Source organism: Paenibacillus sp. FSL R7-0272 (assembly GCF_037969905.1).
GTDB lineage: Bacteria > Bacillota > Bacilli > Paenibacillales > Paenibacillaceae > Paenibacillus > Paenibacillus polysaccharolyticus.
Genome location: NZ_CP150221.1, coordinates 1,288,293 through 1,307,731, shown reverse-complemented (window position 1 = coordinate 1,307,731; position 19,439 = coordinate 1,288,293). Strand labels below are relative to the sequence as shown.

The 19,439-nt window shown below is 45.8% G+C and carries 17 protein-coding genes and 1 tRNA gene; 4 read left to right on the top strand and 14 right to left on the bottom strand.

Going from position 1 to position 19,439, the window contains the following annotated elements:
* Positions 1-25: 25 nt before the first annotated feature.
* From MKY23_RS05585 to MKY23_RS05575, 3 genes are all read right to left on the bottom strand, one after another.
* Positions 26-820: a nucleotidyltransferase domain-containing protein gene (locus MKY23_RS05585; protein ID WP_339836132.1), complete on the bottom strand. Its 795-nt coding sequence runs from the start codon at positions 818-820 to the stop codon at positions 26-28.
* 31 nt (positions 821-851) lie between these two features.
* Positions 852-2,345 (bottom strand): TROVE domain-containing protein, encoded by a 1,494-nt coding sequence (locus tag MKY23_RS05580; RefSeq protein ID WP_339836129.1) that lies wholly within the window; start codon positions 2,343-2,345, stop codon positions 852-854.
* 153 nt (positions 2,346-2,498) lie between these two features.
* A tRNA-Asn gene (locus MKY23_RS05575) sits at positions 2,499-2,598 on the bottom strand.
* A 201-nt stretch (positions 2,599-2,799) separates the two neighbouring features.
* On the opposite strand from MKY23_RS05575, the gene MKY23_RS05570 reads away from it, so the two are divergent.
* Both MKY23_RS05570 and MKY23_RS05565 read left to right on the top strand, forming a co-directional pair.
* The gene (locus MKY23_RS05570) at positions 2,800-4,155 is read left to right on the top strand and encodes a WYL domain-containing protein (RefSeq protein ID WP_308722371.1); all 1,356 of its coding nucleotides are present in this window, start codon (positions 2,800-2,802) and stop codon (positions 4,153-4,155) included.
* Positions 4,121-4,945: a WYL domain-containing protein gene (locus tag MKY23_RS05565; RefSeq protein ID WP_339836125.1), complete on the top strand. Its 825-nt coding sequence runs from the start codon at positions 4,121-4,123 to the stop codon at positions 4,943-4,945. Before MKY23_RS05570 ends, MKY23_RS05565 begins: the two co-directional genes overlap by 35 nt.
* Positions 4,946-5,157: 212 nt before the next feature.
* On the opposite strand, the gene MKY23_RS05560 is transcribed toward MKY23_RS05565, so the two are convergent.
* From MKY23_RS05560 to MKY23_RS05540, 5 genes are all read right to left on the bottom strand, one after another.
* Positions 5,158-5,661: a hypothetical protein gene (locus tag MKY23_RS05560; protein WP_339836122.1), complete on the bottom strand. Its 504-nt coding sequence runs from the start codon at positions 5,659-5,661 to the stop codon at positions 5,158-5,160.
* Between the two features lie 201 nt (positions 5,662-5,862).
* Positions 5,863-6,603 (bottom strand): hypothetical protein, encoded by a 741-nt coding sequence (locus MKY23_RS05555; protein ID WP_339836119.1) that lies wholly within the window; start codon positions 6,601-6,603, stop codon positions 5,863-5,865.
* Entirely contained in the window at positions 6,600-7,298 is a 699-nt protein-coding gene (locus tag MKY23_RS05550; protein ID WP_339836116.1) for an ABC transporter ATP-binding protein, read from the bottom strand. The genes MKY23_RS05555 and MKY23_RS05550 overlap by 4 nt, the downstream gene beginning before the upstream one ends.
* The gene (locus MKY23_RS05545) at positions 7,291-7,686 is read right to left on the bottom strand and encodes a GntR family transcriptional regulator (RefSeq protein WP_090917783.1); all 396 of its coding nucleotides are present in this window, start codon (positions 7,684-7,686) and stop codon (positions 7,291-7,293) included. Before MKY23_RS05545 ends, MKY23_RS05550 begins: the two co-directional genes overlap by 8 nt.
* Positions 7,687-7,825: 139 nt before the next feature.
* Entirely contained in the window at positions 7,826-8,383 is a 558-nt protein-coding gene (locus tag MKY23_RS05540) for an STM3941 family protein (protein WP_339836114.1), read from the bottom strand.
* Positions 8,384-8,616: 233 nt separating this feature from the next.
* Here MKY23_RS05540 and MKY23_RS05535 point away from each other — a divergent pair, with 233 nt between their 5' ends.
* Positions 8,617-10,638, top strand: a complete 2,022-nt coding sequence (locus tag MKY23_RS05535) for a S9 family peptidase (protein ID WP_339836111.1) — start codon at positions 8,617-8,619, stop codon at positions 10,636-10,638.
* A 155-nt stretch (positions 10,639-10,793) separates the two neighbouring features.
* On the opposite strand, the gene MKY23_RS05530 is transcribed toward MKY23_RS05535, so the two are convergent.
* Entirely contained in the window at positions 10,794-11,483 is a 690-nt protein-coding gene (locus MKY23_RS05530; protein ID WP_154959816.1) for a stalk domain-containing protein, read from the bottom strand.
* A gap of 318 nt (positions 11,484-11,801) precedes the next feature.
* On the opposite strand from MKY23_RS05530, the gene MKY23_RS05525 reads away from it, so the two are divergent.
* Complete coding sequence (locus MKY23_RS05525) at positions 11,802-12,980, top strand: MalY/PatB family protein (RefSeq protein ID WP_339836107.1); 1,179 nt, start codon at positions 11,802-11,804, stop codon at positions 12,978-12,980.
* A 100-nt stretch (positions 12,981-13,080) separates the two neighbouring features.
* Here MKY23_RS05525 and MKY23_RS05520 read toward each other — a convergent pair whose 3' ends face one another.
* From MKY23_RS05520 to MKY23_RS05500, 5 genes are all read right to left on the bottom strand, one after another.
* Positions 13,081-14,094 (bottom strand): alpha/beta hydrolase, encoded by a 1,014-nt coding sequence (locus MKY23_RS05520; RefSeq protein WP_339836104.1) that lies wholly within the window; start codon positions 14,092-14,094, stop codon positions 13,081-13,083.
* Between the two features lie 107 nt (positions 14,095-14,201).
* Positions 14,202-15,164 carry a hypothetical protein gene (locus MKY23_RS05515; protein WP_339836101.1) on the bottom strand — a complete coding sequence of 321 codons (963 nt, stop codon included), beginning with the start codon at positions 15,162-15,164 and terminating at the stop codon, positions 14,202-14,204.
* A 308-nt stretch (positions 15,165-15,472) separates the two neighbouring features.
* Positions 15,473-17,533, bottom strand: a complete 2,061-nt coding sequence (locus MKY23_RS05510) for a hypothetical protein (protein WP_339836097.1) — start codon at positions 17,531-17,533, stop codon at positions 15,473-15,475.
* Positions 17,487-18,389, bottom strand: coding sequence for an ABC transporter ATP-binding protein (locus MKY23_RS05505; protein ID WP_339836094.1), 903 nt, complete (start codon positions 18,387-18,389; stop codon positions 17,487-17,489). The genes MKY23_RS05510 and MKY23_RS05505 overlap by 47 nt, the downstream gene beginning before the upstream one ends.
* Positions 18,382-18,771: a GntR family transcriptional regulator gene (locus MKY23_RS05500; RefSeq protein ID WP_090917764.1), complete on the bottom strand. Its 390-nt coding sequence runs from the start codon at positions 18,769-18,771 to the stop codon at positions 18,382-18,384. Before MKY23_RS05500 ends, MKY23_RS05505 begins: the two co-directional genes overlap by 8 nt.
* Between the last annotated feature and the right edge of the window lie 668 nt (positions 18,772-19,439).

Here is a 19,439-nt window from a genome sequence, read left to right as displayed (position 1 = left end):
GTGAGTTCTAATTCCATCCATTCATTTATGCCCAAACTTCTTGTACAGCTGATTGAAATATCCGATTTAAGACCTCAATCTCCACAGTCGCTTGTCCTTGAATCTCGGTAGCCAGTTGCTCTACATGTGCAATTTGAGCCGTAATGTACGCTTGAATGGCCGGAAGCTGCGGCTCCATATCCAGTTCGTCTCCGGCTTTTTTCCGGCGTAACAGATCATGAATTTCCGTATACAGAGGTGTGCCCGCTGGAACCAAGGTCTCAACGAGTTTGTCAAAAGCCATCGGCGGCATGGTTTCATAACGTTCAATCCAGCCACAGGCCAGCAAAGGGCGCAACACATAAAAGTATTTTTTGATTTTTACCTGTTCGCCCTGCAAGTAATCACGGAAGTTTCCCTTAGCCATGTTCAGGTAATGGTACAAGCATGATTTCGGTGAAAACGTTAGCGGCGACAGACTCCGAATCTGCTCGGCGACGCTATATTGCTCATCATATTGAATCGGGGACTGTAACCACTCCAGCAGCGGCGGGTTGGACTTGCGAAACAGCTTCAACGCTTTGCGTATATCCCATCCGTTAATATCCAACTGGTCGCTGATCGGACGTTCAATCACATCACGTTGCTCTTCAATCGACAGATACCACTCCAACGGTCTGACATAAATAAAACGCACATCGTAGTCACTGTCCTGCGAAGGAAATCCCCACGCCCGGCTGCCTGACTCACAGGCATAAATAATGCGAACTTGCTCCTCCTGCTCGATCTGCGCTAGCTGCTTCGCGATGATGTCTCTCATTGTTTGTTCCACCTCACTCATATCTGTCCCCCTCCTCCTTCTCTTCCTTCATTTAAAATTGACTTTTCCGTACACGCTCGGCAATCGTCTCATACCCTGTTGCTGTCTCTGCAATATATGTCAGTACGGCTTCGCTCCAGCCATAGATGTAAAAAGTCTGACCATCCCGCGGCGGAACCATAGCCTGCCGGTAAGGGGTAATATCTACAATGAATGCCTTCAGCTCCGGATTCATGGCGCGTCGGTATCGTTCTAACTCGGCATACATTGGACTCCCCTCATTCTGTTGCTCATCCGTAATCATAATGATGCGATCCACCGTCTCTTGAGACTCTCTTAGCTCTCGTACAGGCCTTCCTGTATCGGTTCCGCCTTGTGCACGAATTCGATATGCCTGCGCCAGAATACCCTCGTCCAGCTTCGGGCGGGCATCTTCGACCTGTTGATCGAACAACCAGAACAAGGAGTTGCCCTGAGTTTGTTTGTATAGCGCCAGTGCGAGCACGGAACCGATACGTAAGTAGTCTCCCTGCATAGAGCCTGAGCGATCGAGGAAAATAGCCGTTCTTCCCGGCAACCGTGGTAGATTGTGCACGGATAGCTCCACGGCCTGTTGCAACGCTTCCCGGAGTTCTGACCGCTCAACCATCTCATAAGCTTTGACGAAGCGAAAAGGTAATATCCGCGATTGACGCAATGCCTCGGCATCCGTCAGACGACGTGTGACGTAAGCGATATTTTTCTTTTTGGCAAAAACTCCGGCACGATCCATCGTATTTAAATGACGCAGGAGCGCAAACATCGGCATCTGGAGCATCAAAGCTTCCCAAATCGGACGCGTCGGCTGAAGGATCGAGGTCACGACCGAATAAGGTAGTTTCCCTTTTTCAATCTGATGAAGCTGACTGGCAGGGTTACGTGTCGTTTTCAGTTTCTCCAGTGCCTGAAGTTGCGGAAGGTCCACCAGACTGGTCTCATGCCCCCGCAAATAACGGAATAAGGCTTGTTGCTTCTCATCCTTCGGCTTGGGATGTGCAGTGACGATCATATCTCCCAGACTGTACCCACGCCCTCGTCCATTATATTTGATCGCCCAGTATTCGCTGATTTCGTTCAGGAACTGATTGACTTGACGCTTCACTGCGCGCCCTCCCTCTCCCCGCCCGCTTCCTCTGAGGATAGTCAGAAAATCAGCCAGATCCGCTGGCGTCTTCACTACATGAGCAAACACTTTTGCGAACTGCTCCGGATTAATCTTGGACAATACGGCGAGCCCATACAAAGGCTGAAGCCGCATGAAAGCTTCATTCCGAGCATATACCAAAGCCTTCGCCATGAAGTTTGCATCCAGTTCCGCCATCTCCTGATGGCTGCTTCCCGCTTCTTGCATCAGCTGTTGTTCATCCGCATAAAACGTATTGTTAAGCGTATTCGTCGTCAACATCTGTACATATTGTTCCTCGACCAATCGCTCATAAGCTGCATATCCATCATGATTATGTACTACAGATTGAGGTGTATTAAATAATGATTTGGCTCTACTCATCGCACATAACCTCCCTACGCGTAAAATGCTGTGCTTCATCTATGTGGAACATCTAACGTTGTTGGTCAACATTTCTTCGTTTCTAATAAAAGGTTTCCGAGGAAAAAGGGGGAAGGTTTTACCTGCTCTACCGCTGAGCTACACCGCCATAACCGGCGGCGATTGGATTCGAACCAACGACCTGGTCGATTAACAGTCGAAGTAACCCTCCCAGGCGCCTCGGAAATCAGATCAGCCGAGCTAATTCACTGCCCCGCTTCACATCCTTATTATGCATGGAAACCATCAACCACGAACATGGTGAAAGTATGGCGACTTGGCGTGAATTAGAGTGAGTTGCAGTAACTTGGCGTGGATTGACGTAACTTAGAACAATTTCAAGCAACTTTGCCATGAAAACAGGCGTTTATCTTGATACAATGAAAAATACATAGTCCAATCGGGAGTGAGACACATGGCTAAAGAAAGCTTTGATAAAGAAATTCAGTTCCTGCGTATGCTGTCTCTGACCAGCGGCGCATATAACCGTCAGCAGTATGCCAAACGGCTTGGCATCTCTGTACATACCTTTGATAAAACACAGCGCAAGCTGCGAGATATTCGTCAGAGCTTGACCAATCAACGCACAGACAGTGAGTTGGGCTCAGAGATGACCGACCTTGTTCGTTTCCAGTACGGCGAGTCTGCCGAGCCTCTGCTACTATTTCTTTTCCGTGCCAAATCCATGAAAGAAACCGAAGTGGAGCGCTTATCCGTCATTTTACATACCCTTCAAGACTCCGCGCTGACCGCGATGGAATTACTGGATGCCTGCTGTGCCGATTTGCCGGAAGAACTGGCCTTGCCGGATGAGAAAACGATCCGTTCGGATCTCAAATATCTGGAGGAAGTCGGTGTTATTCGTAAAGAGCCGGGCGGACGTCCTTATCGTTATTCGTTACAGCAGGATGTACTGACACGGCTTACCCCGGAAGAACAGCTGGAGTTATACGACTTCGTTGATATGATGGCGAACACACAGGTTCCATCGGTGCAAGGATATCTATTGCGGGATAGTATGAAAAAAGTAATTAAAGCCAGTTATCCGCAAGAAGAAGCGACGGAGCCATATATTTATAAGTATCATTATTACTCACGCATTCTGGACGAAGCCCATCTGTACACCCTGCTTGGAGCGATCCGTCAGCGAAGACGTGTGCAGTTTCAGTATTTTTCACCGAAGAAACCATCCAGCTATAGCTCGCAAAATACGAATCCAAAGTTTGAACGCGAGGCTGGCGGAAGCTCCAATCGGATCATCCCGATTGAAGTCGTTTATGATCACCAGTATGGGCGCTGGTATGTCATCGGTTATCAGAGTCGGCGGAGATTCGTGAAGTTTCGGATGGAGGGCATCACCCAGCTGGAGGAGCTTCAGCCTATTGAAGAAGAGCATATGCTTGCATTGAAAAAAGAATGGGCTGACATCAGCCGGTACAGCTGGCTTGTCGATACAGGCCGCACCGTGACGGTGCAAGCACGCTTTTTCCACCCGGGAGATGGTCAGCGTAACTTTATTCTGGATCGCGTCCGGCTGCAAGGACAATGGGGAATCATTACACCCGAAACGGATCATAGCTTTTTGTATGAAATTCAAGTAAACGGTACAACAGAGATTAAACCTTGGCTACGCAGTTTTGGCTCAAGCTGTGAGATTCTGGCTCCGCGTAAGCTGCGTGAGGAAATGATCGAAGAATGGAAGGAGATTGCGGCGTATTATGAACCTGTTCGAGAAGATGTTCAACTACCAGATCATGACGAGACTGAATGAAACCGGACTGTTCACCTGGACTTCGCAGGAGCGAGCCTGGCTCCGTATGATGATGGAGCATCCGGCTGCACAAGAAGCCTTAACCCCCGCAACCTTGACCAAACTAAACAACATGCTGGACGGGGAAAAGCACTTGAATCTGCAAGATTACCTGACGGAAAAAGCCAAAAGTGAAGAAAGCAGTGTCTCTCATCCCCTGCTGAGGCCGTTACGGCAGATGATCCTAAACGGCGAAGGGTTTCAAATGACAGGTCGTATCCGTAGCGGACGCACAAGCCAGGAGCAGTTCGGGTTCCCGTATAAGCTGGAATATTCCATGGTCAAAAAGGAATGGTATGTGCTCTGGTATGCCCCGCACTTTGCCAGATTAATGTCTACCAAGCTGCATAGCATCACCAAGCTTGAGGCCAGATCCATTAAACCGGAGGCCGCATCACGATACAAAGCTAGCATCGCCCTGATCACGGAAAAACGTAAAACGTCGATCACCATCGAGGTGTTGCCTGAGTTCAATGCGGAGTTGTCCCGAATACTGTATGCCTTCTCCTGCTTTGAGAGAGAGGTTATATATAACGAAGCGAGTCATATATACCGGATTCTGCTGACTGTTCCGCGAAACGAGGTCGATTACGTGTTGTCCAAAATGCGTTTTCTCGGTAAACGTGTTCGCATCATCGATCATTCGGCTCTGCAGGAGCGTATGTCCGAGACTGCTGCCAAGGTGCTGGCACGATATGCGCAATCCGAGTCCATACAGCCGGGTGGTGAAACGGCTGCGCAAGGGGATTAGCACAAACCAGCGCTTTAAGAGCTATCACTTAGCAAACTCCTCGCTCTCATCTTCTCTGTTGGATGCACGATACACAGTAAAAAAGGACAAAATGATGCAGGCGTGCATCTGACCTGACCGCTACTCCATCGGCCTAGAACAGATCAATCGCCTCAACTTCGTCCTTGTAGATGAACGTAATTTTGAGAGCTACATCCCTATACATTCCAGATCTACGAACTACTGCTACTGGCTGCGTTCCGTCTTTTGTTAATCGCGTGCACGCCCATGACCACAGCAACCAATTCATAAGTGTCCAAGTATTCGGATTGATTATCCAGCACAAACGCCCCTGAACTAAACCAACCGCTGGTACGACGGAAGCTTACTACAACGCGGCCCGATCCATCAGTCACATCATATTCCTGCGAAAATGCCGGAGCAGATACATCATATATGCCACGTGAGCCCGTATCGTACTCATACTTTTTGCTAAAAAAGCTGAATCTCGCTCTTAGTACCCCCAGATGTGTGCCATCTGCTGCGGTCACGTCCCAGCGATTCGTCAACATGCGGAATTTGCCGCTACAGACAAGGCCATTTTCATCCGATACATCGAGTGATGATCCAAATACACTTTTCAAATCCAGGTGCCCTGCCCGTTCCTGGTCGGCATTCAAAATTTCGGTATATCCGGCGTTGAAAAAGTTATCTCTGAAGTACAATTGCATATCCATCTCCCCTTCCCGATGTTGTAATGTCTAATGATGCTCATCATGCGAATCCATCTTTAATTACCCTATTCGCGGTTATTATACATATATTTACGTATTCAAACTGGAATAGGGTGCATATATCCGTTCATTTCTGCCAAAAGAAAAAACGAGCAGCTCTGCCACCCGTTGTATCCATTCTGTATTCTTTTGCTAAAGCAGGGATCAGACTTCCACTTTTTTCGTGTTCATATAAATAATACCCCATACGAGAAGCGCGGCAAGTGCCATTTCAAACACCGTGGTCCCCCACCGTCCATCCGCCCATATAACACCGTTGGCTGAAAATGAGATGCCCGTGCTTTCTTCGGTGAACTGAAACAGATCATTCGGACTGAACTTTCCTGAAAAAATAACATTTTCCAACCAGCTAAGCAGGTTAATCAGAACAATAAACGTGACAATCCCGATCCATGGGCCTGTTTTCCAGCGGAACGTTCCCGCTACACTAATGGAGAAAAAGATCATGATCGTCATAAACAGAACAATCCAACCTGCAAAAAACAAAGTACTCCATATCTCAGCTACACTTATGTTGACACCAATATAAGCAGACAGATCAAGCCCCAGTTTCATCGTAATGTAGAGGTAGGCGTGGAGGAAGCCCATCAGCAGCAAGCCCAGTCCGCAAATTGTACCAAAAATGATAGGTGATAACACATGAGACAGACCCGTGACCGGGATCAGACGACGATTGTAGGAGCGGATATTGGCAGCGTAGGTTTTTATCGTCTTCACATAGATGGCTACACCTGCTCCGACGTATGCCATGATACCAAGCAAATTTGCAGTGACACCAGACGACAAAAATATCATCAGACCTAATTGAACAATAATCAAGACGACCAGCCCTGCCAGTAGGGTGTTCCAGCTTCTTCTAAAATCATACTTCAACAATGTCATCATTCTGCATAGACCTCCTTGAACATCTCATCCACACTTTTTCCATGCTTCAGCCTGATTGTCTCGACTTCCTCATGCATAACTATCTTGCCTTCCCGAATAAAGACCACTTCATCGAAAATGCGTTCAATATCATTCACCAGATGTGTGGAAATGATTAGACTGCTGTCTTCATCGTAAAATTTAACGATCGCGTCCAGAATCTTACCTCTGGCTACCGGGTCAACGCCGCCGATCGGCTCATCCAGCAAATAGAGCCGCGCCTTACGAGACAATGCCAGTGTTAACTGTAGTCGTTCATTCATGCCTTTGGACAAATGACTAACACGCTCATCCGCTGAAAGATTCATAAACTCCAACATCTCCCGTGCCTTTTCTTCATCAAAATCGCCATAAAAATCACGGTAGTATGCGATCGCATCACGAACCTTCATCCACTTCTCGGTTAACGGACGATCCGGCATGAATGAAACGAGTGACTTCGTCTCCAGTCCAATCGCCTTACCTGTAACCTGAATGCTACCGCTAGCGGGATGTAGCAAACCTGCGACCAGTTTCATCAGTGTACTCTTTCCACTTCCGTTGCTACCTAGGAGACCTACAATTCGTCCTGGAGCAACATTCAGGGAGACATTGTGTAACGCCTGTTTACGCCCATATGTCTTGTTGACCTGGTTAATTTCAAGAATGTTACTCATGTGTCTTCTCCCCTTTCCCCTGACTACCTTCTGCCAAAGCGTCCGTCACGATGGACACAATATCCTGTTCTTCGATTCCAAGCTCTTGCATTCCGGTCAGGAAACGATCCAGCAATTCGCCGGCCATTTCTTTCTTGATCATCATGATCTTCCTCTCCTCACTTGTCACATATCTGCCCAAACCCCGCTTCGTTTCAACCACTTCTTCACGCTCCAGCTCCTGGAACGTACGCTGTACTGTATTTGGATTAATCTGCAGTTCGGCAGCCAGTTCACGAACCGAAGGAATTTTATCTCCTGCCTTGAGGGCGCCGGTTACAATCTGTCGTTTGATATATTGCATGATCTGCAGATAGATCGGTAAATTGTTATCAAATTCGATAGGCACGATGTTCTCGCTCCTTTCTGTATCGGTGTGTTAGTTACATAGTACACTAGTGGATTGGTATTGTAAAGCCTATTTTCAGTTGTTATTTGAACACACAAAAAAACAGGTCTCAAAGACCTGCCGTTCTAAGCCATATGTATTATTTCCTCCCGTTCAAAACGTAAATCCTGCCGCCTTTACCATGCTGCCAATGATTCATCATCATAAGATACAGTTCGTCGATTGGCAAAGTGATACTGCTTTGCGCAATACTGATGGTTGCATCCACCATATGGCTATTCGCCGCCATCAGCTTGCGCTTCATTCCGTTATGACGCTCCATAAATGCTTTCTCATCCTGCAGTTTAACCCCAATCATTTTTTGTCCCATCAGCTCATACATAAACATATGTTCAATTTCCCTCCAGGCCACTGCCCCGCCTGAGGTATAAGAGGAAGAATCGACAAACCCCTGTTCATTAATGACAAAGGAAGGTTCTTTTCGGATCATCTTTACCAGGCTATAGAAGAAACACGTGCCAAAAAAGAGGACAGACAACAGACCAAGAACACTGGATATGATGGAAGTACCTGCACCTGAAGATCGGTCAAACATCAGAAAGAATCCGGCACTCACAAAAAGCGCTGCCCCTGCCGTAATCAAAGCCATTCGTTTCCTGCTCGGATATTCCACATGCTGTTCATAAGATGTATTCAAGCATAACTTCCTCCTTCTTGTGACTAAATCATGTGCAGTTCAAAACAGGAATTGCATTGTACATTAAACCATTCGGGCTAGGCCTAAACATTTCCTGTGCGTCTATTCCTTCCTTGTAAAAAAACTTAACGTCATTCCATTCGACAAGTTGTTGTCCTGTACTTGTCTTTCCGTTAATATAAATGGAAAGCTTAGGAAATTATTCAATCTGAATACTAGTGGGAGGACAAGCGATGAACGAGCAACGTGGCATGACATCGGAAGATTTGTACCAGCTTACATGGGTTAATGATCCGGTCCCTTCTCCTCAAGGCGGACATCTGGTGTATGTTAGCCGGCAAGTAAATGAAAAACACGATGGTTATCGCTCACACCTGAGACTACTTCATCTGGATAGTCGAAAGGACAGACCTTTCACTTCTGGAGAAAATGATCATTCCCCAGCTTGGTCGCCGGATGGGGCACAGCTTGCTTTTATACGCGAAGTGCAGGGAAAATCCCAGGTATGGCTCATGGCTTCAGATGGCGGAGAAGCTCAGCAGATCAGTCACCTTCAGCATGGCGTCAGTTCCTTCTTATGGGCGCCAGATGGCGGGACTCTGCTTGTAAAGTCTTCTGTGGAAATGATAGATAAACAACCGGATTCAATGTCCGCGGAAGGCTACAACACAGATCATAAGGAAAACTCACTGCCTCAAGAAATCATCGTGGACCGAATTCGCATGAAATCCGACAGCGGAGGGTTATGGAATGGACGACGTTCCCATCTCTTTGTTATCGCGCCAATCAGCGCAGAGGCTATTCCTGTTACGACGGGTCACTATGATATCGGGGACTATGCTTGGTCTCCGGATGGAAAACGCATCGCCTGGATTACTGAAATGCCTGAAGAGGGCGCGGATCATAGCGACTTTACGTTGACCAATCATGTGTATACATCCAGACCTGATGGATCAGATCTACAGCAACTAACCCCGGAAGGATATGCCTTCTATCGGCTTAGATATGCACCTGACGCGCAATCTCTGGCCCTTCTCGCCAGTGACCGCTCTTATGGCAATGCTACCTTGGCGAAGTTGTATACACTCCCGATATCGGGTGGAACACCTGAATGCCTAAGTGCAGATTGGGATGTACAGTTGAATCATAGCCTTGTTGGTGATATGCGCTCTCACCTCGTCACGACAGGTCCGCTATATTCACGAGATGGCTCTTCCATTCTGTGTCTTGCTACGATACATGGCAGCGTGCGTATAGCTAGATTCGCATTAGATGGAAGTGGTGCCGATTACATTTTGCCAGATGAATGCGAGATCTATCAGTTTGCAGAGCTGGCACAGGGCCAGATCGTCGCGGCTGTTGCGAATACACAACATCCCGGTGACTTGTATCTGTATGAACAACCAGGAGACCCCGGAATCGAACCTGTCCGTCTCACGAACAGTAACCCGCAGTTAGAACAGGACATTTGGCTTAGTACGCCAGAAACCTTCTGGTTTGACTCGTCGGATGGGCTACAGCTGCAAGGGTGGATCATGAAACCTCATGGCATCGTTGAGGGTGTCAAGGTTCCGACGATTCTTGAAATTCATGGCGGCCCGCATATGATGTATGGTTTTACTTTTATGCATGAGTTCCAGCTCCTTGTTGCTCAGGGCTATGCTGTGATGTATCTCAATCCGCGTGGAGGATTAGGATATGGTCAACAGTTCGTGAATGCTTGTCGGGAAGATTATGGCGGTGGGGATTACCGAGACCTGATGGAGTCTGTGGACTATGCTTTATCCCATTATGCCTTCATCGATCCATCCAGACTGGGCGTAACCGGCGGTAGCTATGGCGGGTTCATGACGAACTGGATCGTGGGACATACGAACCGCTTCAAAGCCGCTGTTACCCAGCGTTCCATCTGCAACTGGTTGTCATTCTATGGCGTCAGTGATATTGGATATTTCTTTACGGAAGATCAGATTGGCGGTAATGCATGGGAAGACACGGAAAAACTGTGGAAACATTCTCCGCTGGCTTATGTGGGCAATATGCAGACCCCACTGCTTATTCTTCATGGCGAACAGGATCTCCGCTGTCCCATTGAGCAAGCCGAGCAATTATATGTTGCACTGAAACGGCGCAAGCAAACGACCCGACTCGTTCGTTTCCCTGGAGCCAACCATGAACTATCTCGCTCCGGTAATCCACATCTGAGGGTGCGACGTTTAGAGCATATCGCCCAGTGGTTTAACGAGTATCTGTAAACCTCCCATGGAAGTTGAACGAAAAGATTGACCTAAAGACTGTTACATGGATACTCTGCACTTTGAACGCAAAAAGCCGATATGCCTGTAATCACGAATCATTACAGGCATATCGGCTTGCTTTATTTTAAGAATTAGACAACATATGAACTTGCTTATTCTTCTCCCCAGATGACCGTAACTTCATTCAAATCCTTATCGCTTGAAGATGCGTTACCTGTAATCGTTACAGCGTACTTGCCTTCCTCACGACCTAAAATGCTGAATTCGTCAGCTTGAATATCCTCACTGTTTTGAGTCAGGTTTTTATTCTGATAATAGTTTTTGTAAGATGAAGCGAGAGTGCTCAGACTCTCCTTGGATGTATAGATCAGCACTACTTTTTTGTTTCCATCTACAACATTCTCAATCAAGCTGGTCGCTTTTGCATCCTTAGGCAATGGGAAATCTGCTGGCAAGTACTTGGATTTTACGCCTGGAGCTTGTGTGTTCGTACCTGTCGATGGAGATGTGGATTGACCGCCTCCAGTGGATGCAGACCCGCCTGATGAGCTTGAAGCACCGATGCTTACCTTATTATTTTTGGCGTCATATTTCACTTCTGTATTTAAAGCTTCAGCAATGGAGCGAGCCGGAAGGTATGTACTGCCTTGATACGTAATAGGCGCAAGTTTTTTGCCCTGATCACCTGTCGGTGTGAATTTTTGTCCGTTTACTTCAATGGCAAGTCCGTGATTCAGATAGGCTTTGATCGTTTCCAGTTGCGTACCTGCATAGACACCTGCTGATCCCGTTAACACCATCCCAAATACGCCTGCTGCAATCAACCACTTTTTGTTTTTCATATTCCTTCGCCTCCAAAGTTCAGTATAATAAAAGATGAATATTACATATTGAATTGAATCATGAGGTTATGAAAGGTATAGTGCAGATGAATTTAGTTCATATAACAATGAACTGTATCGACAATCCTTCAACTCCCACCTCATGTTAGCCATATCATAAGTACTTGATGGCAGGTTGTAAACGATATCTCGCTAAATCAGGACTTGGGTCATATAAAAATGGTTTAGAAGTTGCGAAAATACAAGATGTATTAGATAATGATGTCTTGTTTGTAGGACGTAACAACGAATCAATGAACCAAGGAGGACTTCTTTGTTATGATAGATCAATATTTGTTTGATACACCGATTGACCGAATATCTACCGCTTCCGAGAAATGGGACGGGCTTGAGGCATTATTCGGTGTAACAGATGCTCTTCCTATGTGGGTAGCTGATATGGATTTTGCTGCTCCTCCATCTGTTATTGAAGCTTTACAGGCCCGGATGGGACACGGCATCTTTGGTTACACTCTGCGAACCGAGGACTATCATGCAGCCGTCACAGACTGGATGCAACGCCGCCACAACTGGAAAATCCATGCGGACTGGATCGTATTCACGCCAGGGATCGTACCTGCGCTCAGTATAGCGGTACAACAATTTACTTCACCAGGGGATGCTGTAGTCATCCAGACACCCGTATATCCTCCGTTCTATGATGTCGTGAGAGATCAGGGACGGGAACTCATTACGAATCCACTGATCGAAGAACATGGGAAATACAGCATGGATCTGAATCATCTGGAGAGAAGTTTCCAGAATGGAAAGGTCAAAATGCTGATCCTGTGCAGTCCTCACAATCCGGTTGGACGAGTATGGAGCCGTGAGGAACTGGAGGCTCTTGCATCACTGTGTCTGAAATATAATGTGCTCATCGTATCGGATGAAATCCATGCTGATCTGGTGTATGAACGTGGAACACATACACCGCTAAGTCTGATCTCGGAAGCGATCGCAGCTCGCAGCATCATCTGCACAGCACCAAGCAAAACGTTTAATATCCCCGGATTAAGTTCATCAAACATTATCATTCCTAATGCCCAATTGCGGGAACAGTTCGCCAAAGGCGTGCGTACCATGGGGTTATCCAGTATTAGTACACTAGGAGCCGTAGCAACCGAGGCCGCTTATAACGGTGGCGAAGATTGGCTTGATCAATGTCTTGCTTATATTCGGGGCAACATGGAATACGTGCAGCAATTTATTGCGGAGCATCTGCCAGGTATCCGTCTGTACCTTCCTGAAGCCACCTATTTGTTATGGGTCGATTTCCGGGAATTAGGATTGACTCATGCGCAATTAAGCAAGAAACTGCTTCATGAAGCAGGACTCGCATTCAATAGCGGGGTTGTCTTCGGCAAAGAATATGCCGGATTCATGCGCATCAACGTAGCCTGTCCACGTGCAACAGTTGAAGAAGCTATGCGCAGATTATTAGTTCTGGCCAATAAATAAATAAATAAAGGGTGTCCCAGTCGTATGTCATGTTTTTTTCATGGTGAATCGCTGTGACACCCTTTTTAAAATGCCGATTTAACTTGAATTCTTTGTATCTTTAGTTTTCTTTTTTATGAGCCTGAATAAATTGCACGGATGCCTGTAGCGCCTGCTGCGCTGCTTCACTCCCCAGATCGAACTGGTAATCATGTCCCAGCTTCTCCGAAGATGATTGAAAAAATAATGTTTCTGTCGTGACACCTTGACGCTCTAACACTTCTGCAAGTTCAATCGATTGTACGGTCAAAGGATCATCATTACCAGAAGTAATAAATGATGGTGGAAAGGCGGCTGTGGCCTGAAGGACCGTTGACATTTCATCCAGATGTGGATCATTCTCGTATGCCTTGCTTCCCGTATATGACCAGAGAAACGTTCGCATAAACGGAAAGCCTGTACTCTCGACAGTACGCAATTGATATGGCCCACAGAACAAAAGTGTACCTCTTAACTGTTCAGGCTTCACTGATGGCGTTATATTCATTTGTTTTGCCAGATTGGGATTCGTAAGCAACGCCGCAGTCTGACTTGCAATCTGGGCACCAGCCGAATTACCAGCAAGAAACAGGTTGCTCGGATCACCTTGATATTCACTCACATGATCTCTGATATATGTTAGAGCCTGATTGGTTTGCATTACGGGCACAGGGTATGTCGTATTCGGCGCAAGTGCATAATTCATGCTGACCACCACATGACCACGTTTGCTTAACTGCACCGCATAATCGGCTATGTCTTTTTTATCACCCATAACCCAACCGCCGCCATGAACCCACAATATGACTGGCAAGGGTTTAGTTGCTGCGGAAGGATAATAAATGTCCAGCGTACTGTTGTTACGACCTCCATCTGCATAGGCCACATCGGTAACACGGGTTATCCCTTCCGAAATAAACGATGCCTTGTCGCTTTCATTTGTAGTAAACAATCCAATCCCTGTCTTTAGCAAAAGTACTGTTATTCTGGGTGTGAATTGTGAGCCTACTCCTACAACACCGATAATCAGGAGCAATAAACTGATGGGAATCCAGTAACGCTTTCGTTTCAAACCCGTTCTGCTCTCTATCTGCACCAGCCTGCACCTCGCTCCATGTTCAATGAATGGTTCTGTTATAGAGGTGTACGCACCAGAAAAAATCTAGTTTCTCCCATGCAATTTTCTTGCAGGATCAGGCTCATTCATTTGGATCTGTTGTGGATTTCTTGGCTTACTGTAACGTAGATCGTAGACACCTTTTGCTCTAACGTGTGAATATGTTGGCTCGCAACCGTCCATCTCTCAGCAGAAGAAACCAGGGAATTCAGGCTACTCAGCACACGTGAAGGCTCACCTTTTTTTAGGGTTTGTTTAAAGTTACGAAGCGCATCCGAGTACCGTTCTCTGGACAAACTGACTTGTTTCTTGGCCGTTTGTATCTGCTTTTTTACAGCATTTGTGCCATTTAACATCGCTCGTAGCCGCTTCACCTCCTTATTTTTCCGCTTCCGTGCTTCAGAAAGGCTCAATTTCTTCGCACGAATATCCTCACGTGCCAATTGCACCAAGGGTTTTAGCGTGTCAGCCTGTGTACGAATGGCCGAACTCCACTCTTTGCTCTGGAGAGCCTTGGAAGCAGACAATTGTTTGTTCAGTGAGCTATAAAGTTTGAATAAAGGTTCATAACGTGCCTGTGTAAGTTCCACTGACTTCTGAAGAGCAGCCAGCTTCGCTGCATCGGTATTACTGATTGCCTTTCGAAGCTGCACCAACTCAGTAGCGTTCGTTGTATGTAGTTGCTTGATCTTTTGTTCCCACATCTCTTTTTGAGAAATCCATTTCCCGGCACTTTCGTATGTCTGTAGTAAGGAACGTTCCGTTTGCACATCTGCCTTATTCACTACTGTATTCCAGGCTTTCTGCGCAGTAACATTCAGCTCAATCCCTTCACCGTGAACTGTTGTTGCACTACATATCATTCCAATGCCGTACGTTGCAACAAGCATCACACTCAATCTTCTTAAAACCGAATGTCCGACCAGTAGCTTTAACCAAAAATGAAAAAACTGCACCCACATTGACTGCCTCTTCCACGTTTCCATTGGTTGTCGAGGCAACGTAAATTGCTCTACCAATCGTTTCTTCTCCGGTCTTAAATACATCATCCTTCTGCACCCCTTTTTCTCAAAATTAGTATGGAAGTCCGCGACACTATTCACCCTGTATATATCCAATAATTGTTCCGTACAGCGTCCAGAGTAAGACTCCCTTGCAGTTCAAGATTCAACATCAGCGATCCGTTCGGCGAACGACAAAAAAAGCACCCGCAAGTCAGGCCTATGCCTGCTCTTACGGGTGCTTCCCTCTTGAGCCGTTCCATATTAGATTCAGTGATTCAACGAATCGCTTGGATCTTCACTTTTTCAAATATATTCCATATATTTCATTTGGTCAAGCTGAAGTAAAGAAAAATTTAAAGATCGATTAGAATGGCTCTCATATCCTCGGTAAGATCATCCTCTTCTAACATCATATAGACGTTCTGGCCTTTATTAAAATTAAGCTTGATCTGATAGAAGATACCCTGATCGGTGTAGTAACCTGATCTTTGCCGCTGGAGCAACTGACTGATAATTTCTTTGTTCTTGGTGGCTACCTTCTTGTTTCCTTTTAGATTTTCATCTATGAATTGCGGGTCAGGATAGACATATATAGCTTTACCCGGGCTGTTAATCTCTTGTTTAATAAACTGGGCAGAAGCAATTTCATCTACAGATACCTGCAACTGATCATACAATTTGTTCTCTTTGAGCCATGCAATTAAACGGGTGTAGGTTGGTTTAATCTCGTATGTGGAGCTAAGATTAGGTTGATTCAAAATCTGCTTGGACGATAATCCATCCCGGTAATCTTGATAAATCTCAGCTGATGCATATGAATCCCAATGGGATTTTTGATCTTCATACGTTTGATCTAAAATTTCTGCTTTCAAGAGAGCCTTGAACTCACGAATGAGCTGCGGGTTACTGATGTATACAGCGCGATCACTAGTCAATCTTGACCGGATCCCAACGCTGCGAACGTCATCGTCGAGTGCATAGGTTCCATAACTGACTGCTTTATAATCTTCGAAGTTTTTCATATGCTCAAACTCTTGTTGAAAACGGCTCTCTTGAACGGTATATTGCCGTGATATTGTCTTTCCATTCTTCAATTTGTAGTCAACCCTGACGCTCTCTTGGTCAGGTATAATCCGGCTTTGTCCCTTCTCATTCAACGTCTGACGGGAATCTACAATTTTCTGATGAAGTGCAAGAACAGCATCAATATATCCCATGTCATTAGAGTAGAATTGTTCATCATCCAGCTTTACAATCTGATTATCTACATAGATCGTATGGTCCCCGCCAATTCGAACTTTCTCGACGTTGTCTTTCGATGGCACATTTGTCGCATAACCATTCCAGTCTGCCACAGGCACGTAAAGAATAAGTGCAGTTGCAATTCCATATACAGCAAACTGTGGTAATAAGCTACTGTTCCAGATCAGCCAGGTTTTGCGAATGATCATCTCAGCTCCAATGTACCCCGCAACGCCTCCAATGATGTAACCTGCAACGCCCCATATCCGGGAATCGCCTGGGGAAATCATTGAGAAATAAGCGCCACTAAGCAATACAATCGTGAACATGAAGCCAAAACGGAAGATTGGTTTGACAATGCGAAATGCAATGGCTTGGGTTGCCGATTCTACATGGCGCTTACGGTAAAAGAGATATGATAGAACGATCATAAGTACGGTCATCCCAGCGTAAATACTAAGTTCGCCCCATCCAGGAATCGCATAACTGAGGCTGCTGACGCGGGAAATTGGAGAAATCGTCTCGATTTTGAATCGGAAAATGTTTTCTGGATATCCAAACAGATAATGCTTCAGATGCAGTCCAAAGACTCCCCAAAAGATTACTGGAATTAGGCAGATACCGTATACAGTCAGACCCTGTAGAATAGATTGCCCGATACACATCCCTACCGCAACTGTCAGCGTAAACATGAACAGAGAGACAATGCTTATGGTTACTCCCCACATCCAGATTGCACTGTCGTTAAAAACATAAGCGGGTTCATTCAGAGCTACGGACATCCACTTGGTAACTCCAGCCGTAATCCAGATGGGGACCAGAATCATTACATATCCGGTCATCAGGTTCATCGTGAGCAAATGTCTACGCTTCAGAGGCAAACTGTGATATACATCCGCAGGCCCCCCTGCTTGAATGTAACGGAACAGGAACAAAGCCATCACAACCGGCACCGTAATTGCAAGAAACCAATGAAACTCCCCGTTTACTTTAAATAGAGTACTAATCTCCTCCGTATAATCTCGATACTCTGTGCCGATAAATAGCGGAAGCGTTAATAATAACAAGAGATAAACAATACCAAGCCATCCGTGCTGCCTGAAATTTTGGTACAGGATACCGCGGTTAAAGTATAATTGGTTGAATGTCATACCCGGCACCCTCCATTTCATAGATAAAAATCTCCTCCAGTGTCAGCGGCAACACATCCAGCAGATACGGATCGTGCAAACGAAATTGCGCCGTAACATCTTCACGATGACCTTTAACAATATACAAAGAGACACTTCCTCTTTTTTCTTCATGCATAATATGAACCTGTTCTTTCAATAAATCAGCATGATCCGGGTGGCGGAAGGCAACCTGAATCTTGTGTGTATCAGACTTAAGGTCATCCAGATCCTTCTGCACGATAATTTGGCCTTTGTGCATGATGGCTACATGGTCACAGAGATCTTCGATCTCCCGCAAATTGTGGGATGAGATGATAATGGTCACCTGACGCTCCGCCGCTTCCTGAAACAAGAGGTTTTTGATCTGCTGGCGCATGACAGGGTCGAGTCCATCAATCGGTTCATCCATAAGCAACACCTCAGGCATACAGCTGAGTCCCAGCCATACCGCAGCCTGACGGCGCATGCCTTTGGACATGCGATGAAGCTTGCGTTTTACATCTAATTTGAAGACAGCCCCGAGTTGGTTGAAACGTTCCTCACTCCAGCTTGGATAGATTGAGCGGTAGAATGAAGCCATATGCGTAATCGAAGATTGCGGGAAAAAGTTTGGTGAATCTGCCATGAAAATAGTGCGGCCTTTCAGGTCTAAATTTTCGTATACCTCGGCTCCGTTAATGCGCACTGTTCCACGGTCTTGACGATAAATACCGGCAATGATTTTGAGCAACGATGTTTTGCCTGCCCCGTTGGAACCGAGTAAACCATAGATCGACCCCTTATTTATGTACATTGTTACGCCATCGACAGCCTTTTCCTGTTCAAAAGCTTTGACGACTTGATTCAGCTCAATCATGGGGCACCTCCTTCTCTATACGGGCCATCGCTTCTTCGAATAAAAGAGTCATCTCCGCCTTGGATAAACCGGAAAACGAAGCTTCGGCAATCAGTTTCACCAAGGATTCTCTGATCTCGTCTTTCATAGCCTCCTTCGGATGTTCCACAGATGGTGATACGAAACTTCCTTTACCCTGCACGGAATAAATATAACCTTCTCGCTCAAGCTCACGGTATGCCTTCTGAATTGTATTCGGGTTCACGGTGAGCTGTGTTGATAATGACCGAACGGAAGGAAGCTGCTCATCGGGTTTCAGAATACCGTATACGATCATTTCTTTGACTTTATCTACCAGTTGCTCATAGATCGCCTTCCGGCTACGTACATCCAATTCGAACATCCCGCACCTCCTTTCTTAACTTAGTATGTCGCCTTGCTTGTTTTGCTGATAGTGCACTCTCGGTGTACTATCTGTACTACTATTAATAATACAGTTAATACAGTTTGTCAATCTTTAACTTTAACTCCATGCCTGAATTCGGGAATAGCAAAATGTATATAAAACCAATCCATATGGTATAGTTGACATATAAAAAGAGCGCAAAAAAACGATCATGTTATTTTCTAAAAGATCAGAGGGATATTTCTTTTGAATTATAGTTTAACGAGAGAGCTTTTGATCGCTTCTATAAATATCGTTCCTCCTTATTTGGCTGGTGCGAATATGCTCGAAACTGGACTTGGTACGAATAAGCTCGAAATATTGTTTTGCACCTGCTCCTTCGTTATGATGAGTTACAATGGCTTAGTATGAGTTAGGATGAATTAAGATGAGGTATAACAAGGTATGACGAGGTATGAATAAGATCAATGAATGTGAGATAGAGAGGTAGTTATGAGTTAGAGATGTGATGAGTTAAAATGATAGAATGAGTTAGGATGAGTCAGGGTGGGTTAGTGTGAGGTGGGAAGAGCTAAGATGGGATGAGTTAGAGTCAGTGTGAGTGTGATGAGTGAGTGTGAGTAACAGTATGGTGTAAAGTTTTCATTTTGCTATTCGCTATTCGC

What these genes read in the sequence shown, in the direction of transcription:
- MKY23_RS05585 (WP_339836132.1), bottom strand. Translation starts at nt 820, where the DNA reads ATGAGTGAGGTGGAACAAACAATGAGAGACATCATCGCGAAGCAGCTA.
- MKY23_RS05580 (WP_339836129.1), bottom strand. Translation starts at nt 2,345, where the DNA reads ATGAGTAGAGCCAAATCATTATTTAATACACCTCAATCTGTAGTACAT.
- MKY23_RS05570 (WP_308722371.1), top strand. Translation starts at nt 2,800, where the DNA reads ATGGCTAAAGAAAGCTTTGATAAAGAAATTCAGTTCCTGCGTATGCTG.
- MKY23_RS05565 (WP_339836125.1), top strand. Translation starts at nt 4,121, where the DNA reads ATGTTCAACTACCAGATCATGACGAGACTGAATGAAACCGGACTGTTC.
- MKY23_RS05560 (WP_339836122.1), bottom strand. Translation starts at nt 5,661, where the DNA reads ATGGATATGCAATTGTACTTCAGAGATAACTTTTTCAACGCCGGATAT.
- MKY23_RS05555 (WP_339836119.1), bottom strand. Translation starts at nt 6,603, where the DNA reads ATGATGACATTGTTGAAGTATGATTTTAGAAGAAGCTGGAACACCCTA.
- MKY23_RS05550 (WP_339836116.1), bottom strand. Translation starts at nt 7,298, where the DNA reads ATGAGTAACATTCTTGAAATTAACCAGGTCAACAAGACATATGGGCGT.
- MKY23_RS05535 (WP_339836111.1), top strand. Translation starts at nt 8,617, where the DNA reads ATGAACGAGCAACGTGGCATGACATCGGAAGATTTGTACCAGCTTACA.
- MKY23_RS05530 (WP_154959816.1), bottom strand. Translation starts at nt 11,483, where the DNA reads ATGAAAAACAAAAAGTGGTTGATTGCAGCAGGCGTATTTGGGATGGTG.
- MKY23_RS05525 (WP_339836107.1), top strand. Translation starts at nt 11,802, where the DNA reads ATGATAGATCAATATTTGTTTGATACACCGATTGACCGAATATCTACC.
- MKY23_RS05515 (WP_339836101.1), bottom strand. Translation starts at nt 15,164, where the DNA reads ATGATGTATTTAAGACCGGAGAAGAAACGATTGGTAGAGCAATTTACG.
- MKY23_RS05510 (WP_339836097.1), bottom strand. Translation starts at nt 17,533, where the DNA reads ATGAAATGGAGGGTGCCGGGTATGACATTCAACCAATTATACTTTAAC.
- MKY23_RS05505 (WP_339836094.1), bottom strand. Translation starts at nt 18,389, where the DNA reads ATGATTGAGCTGAATCAAGTCGTCAAAGCTTTTGAACAGGAAAAGGCT.
- MKY23_RS05500 (WP_090917764.1), bottom strand. Translation starts at nt 18,771, where the DNA reads ATGTTCGAATTGGATGTACGTAGCCGGAAGGCGATCTATGAGCAACTG.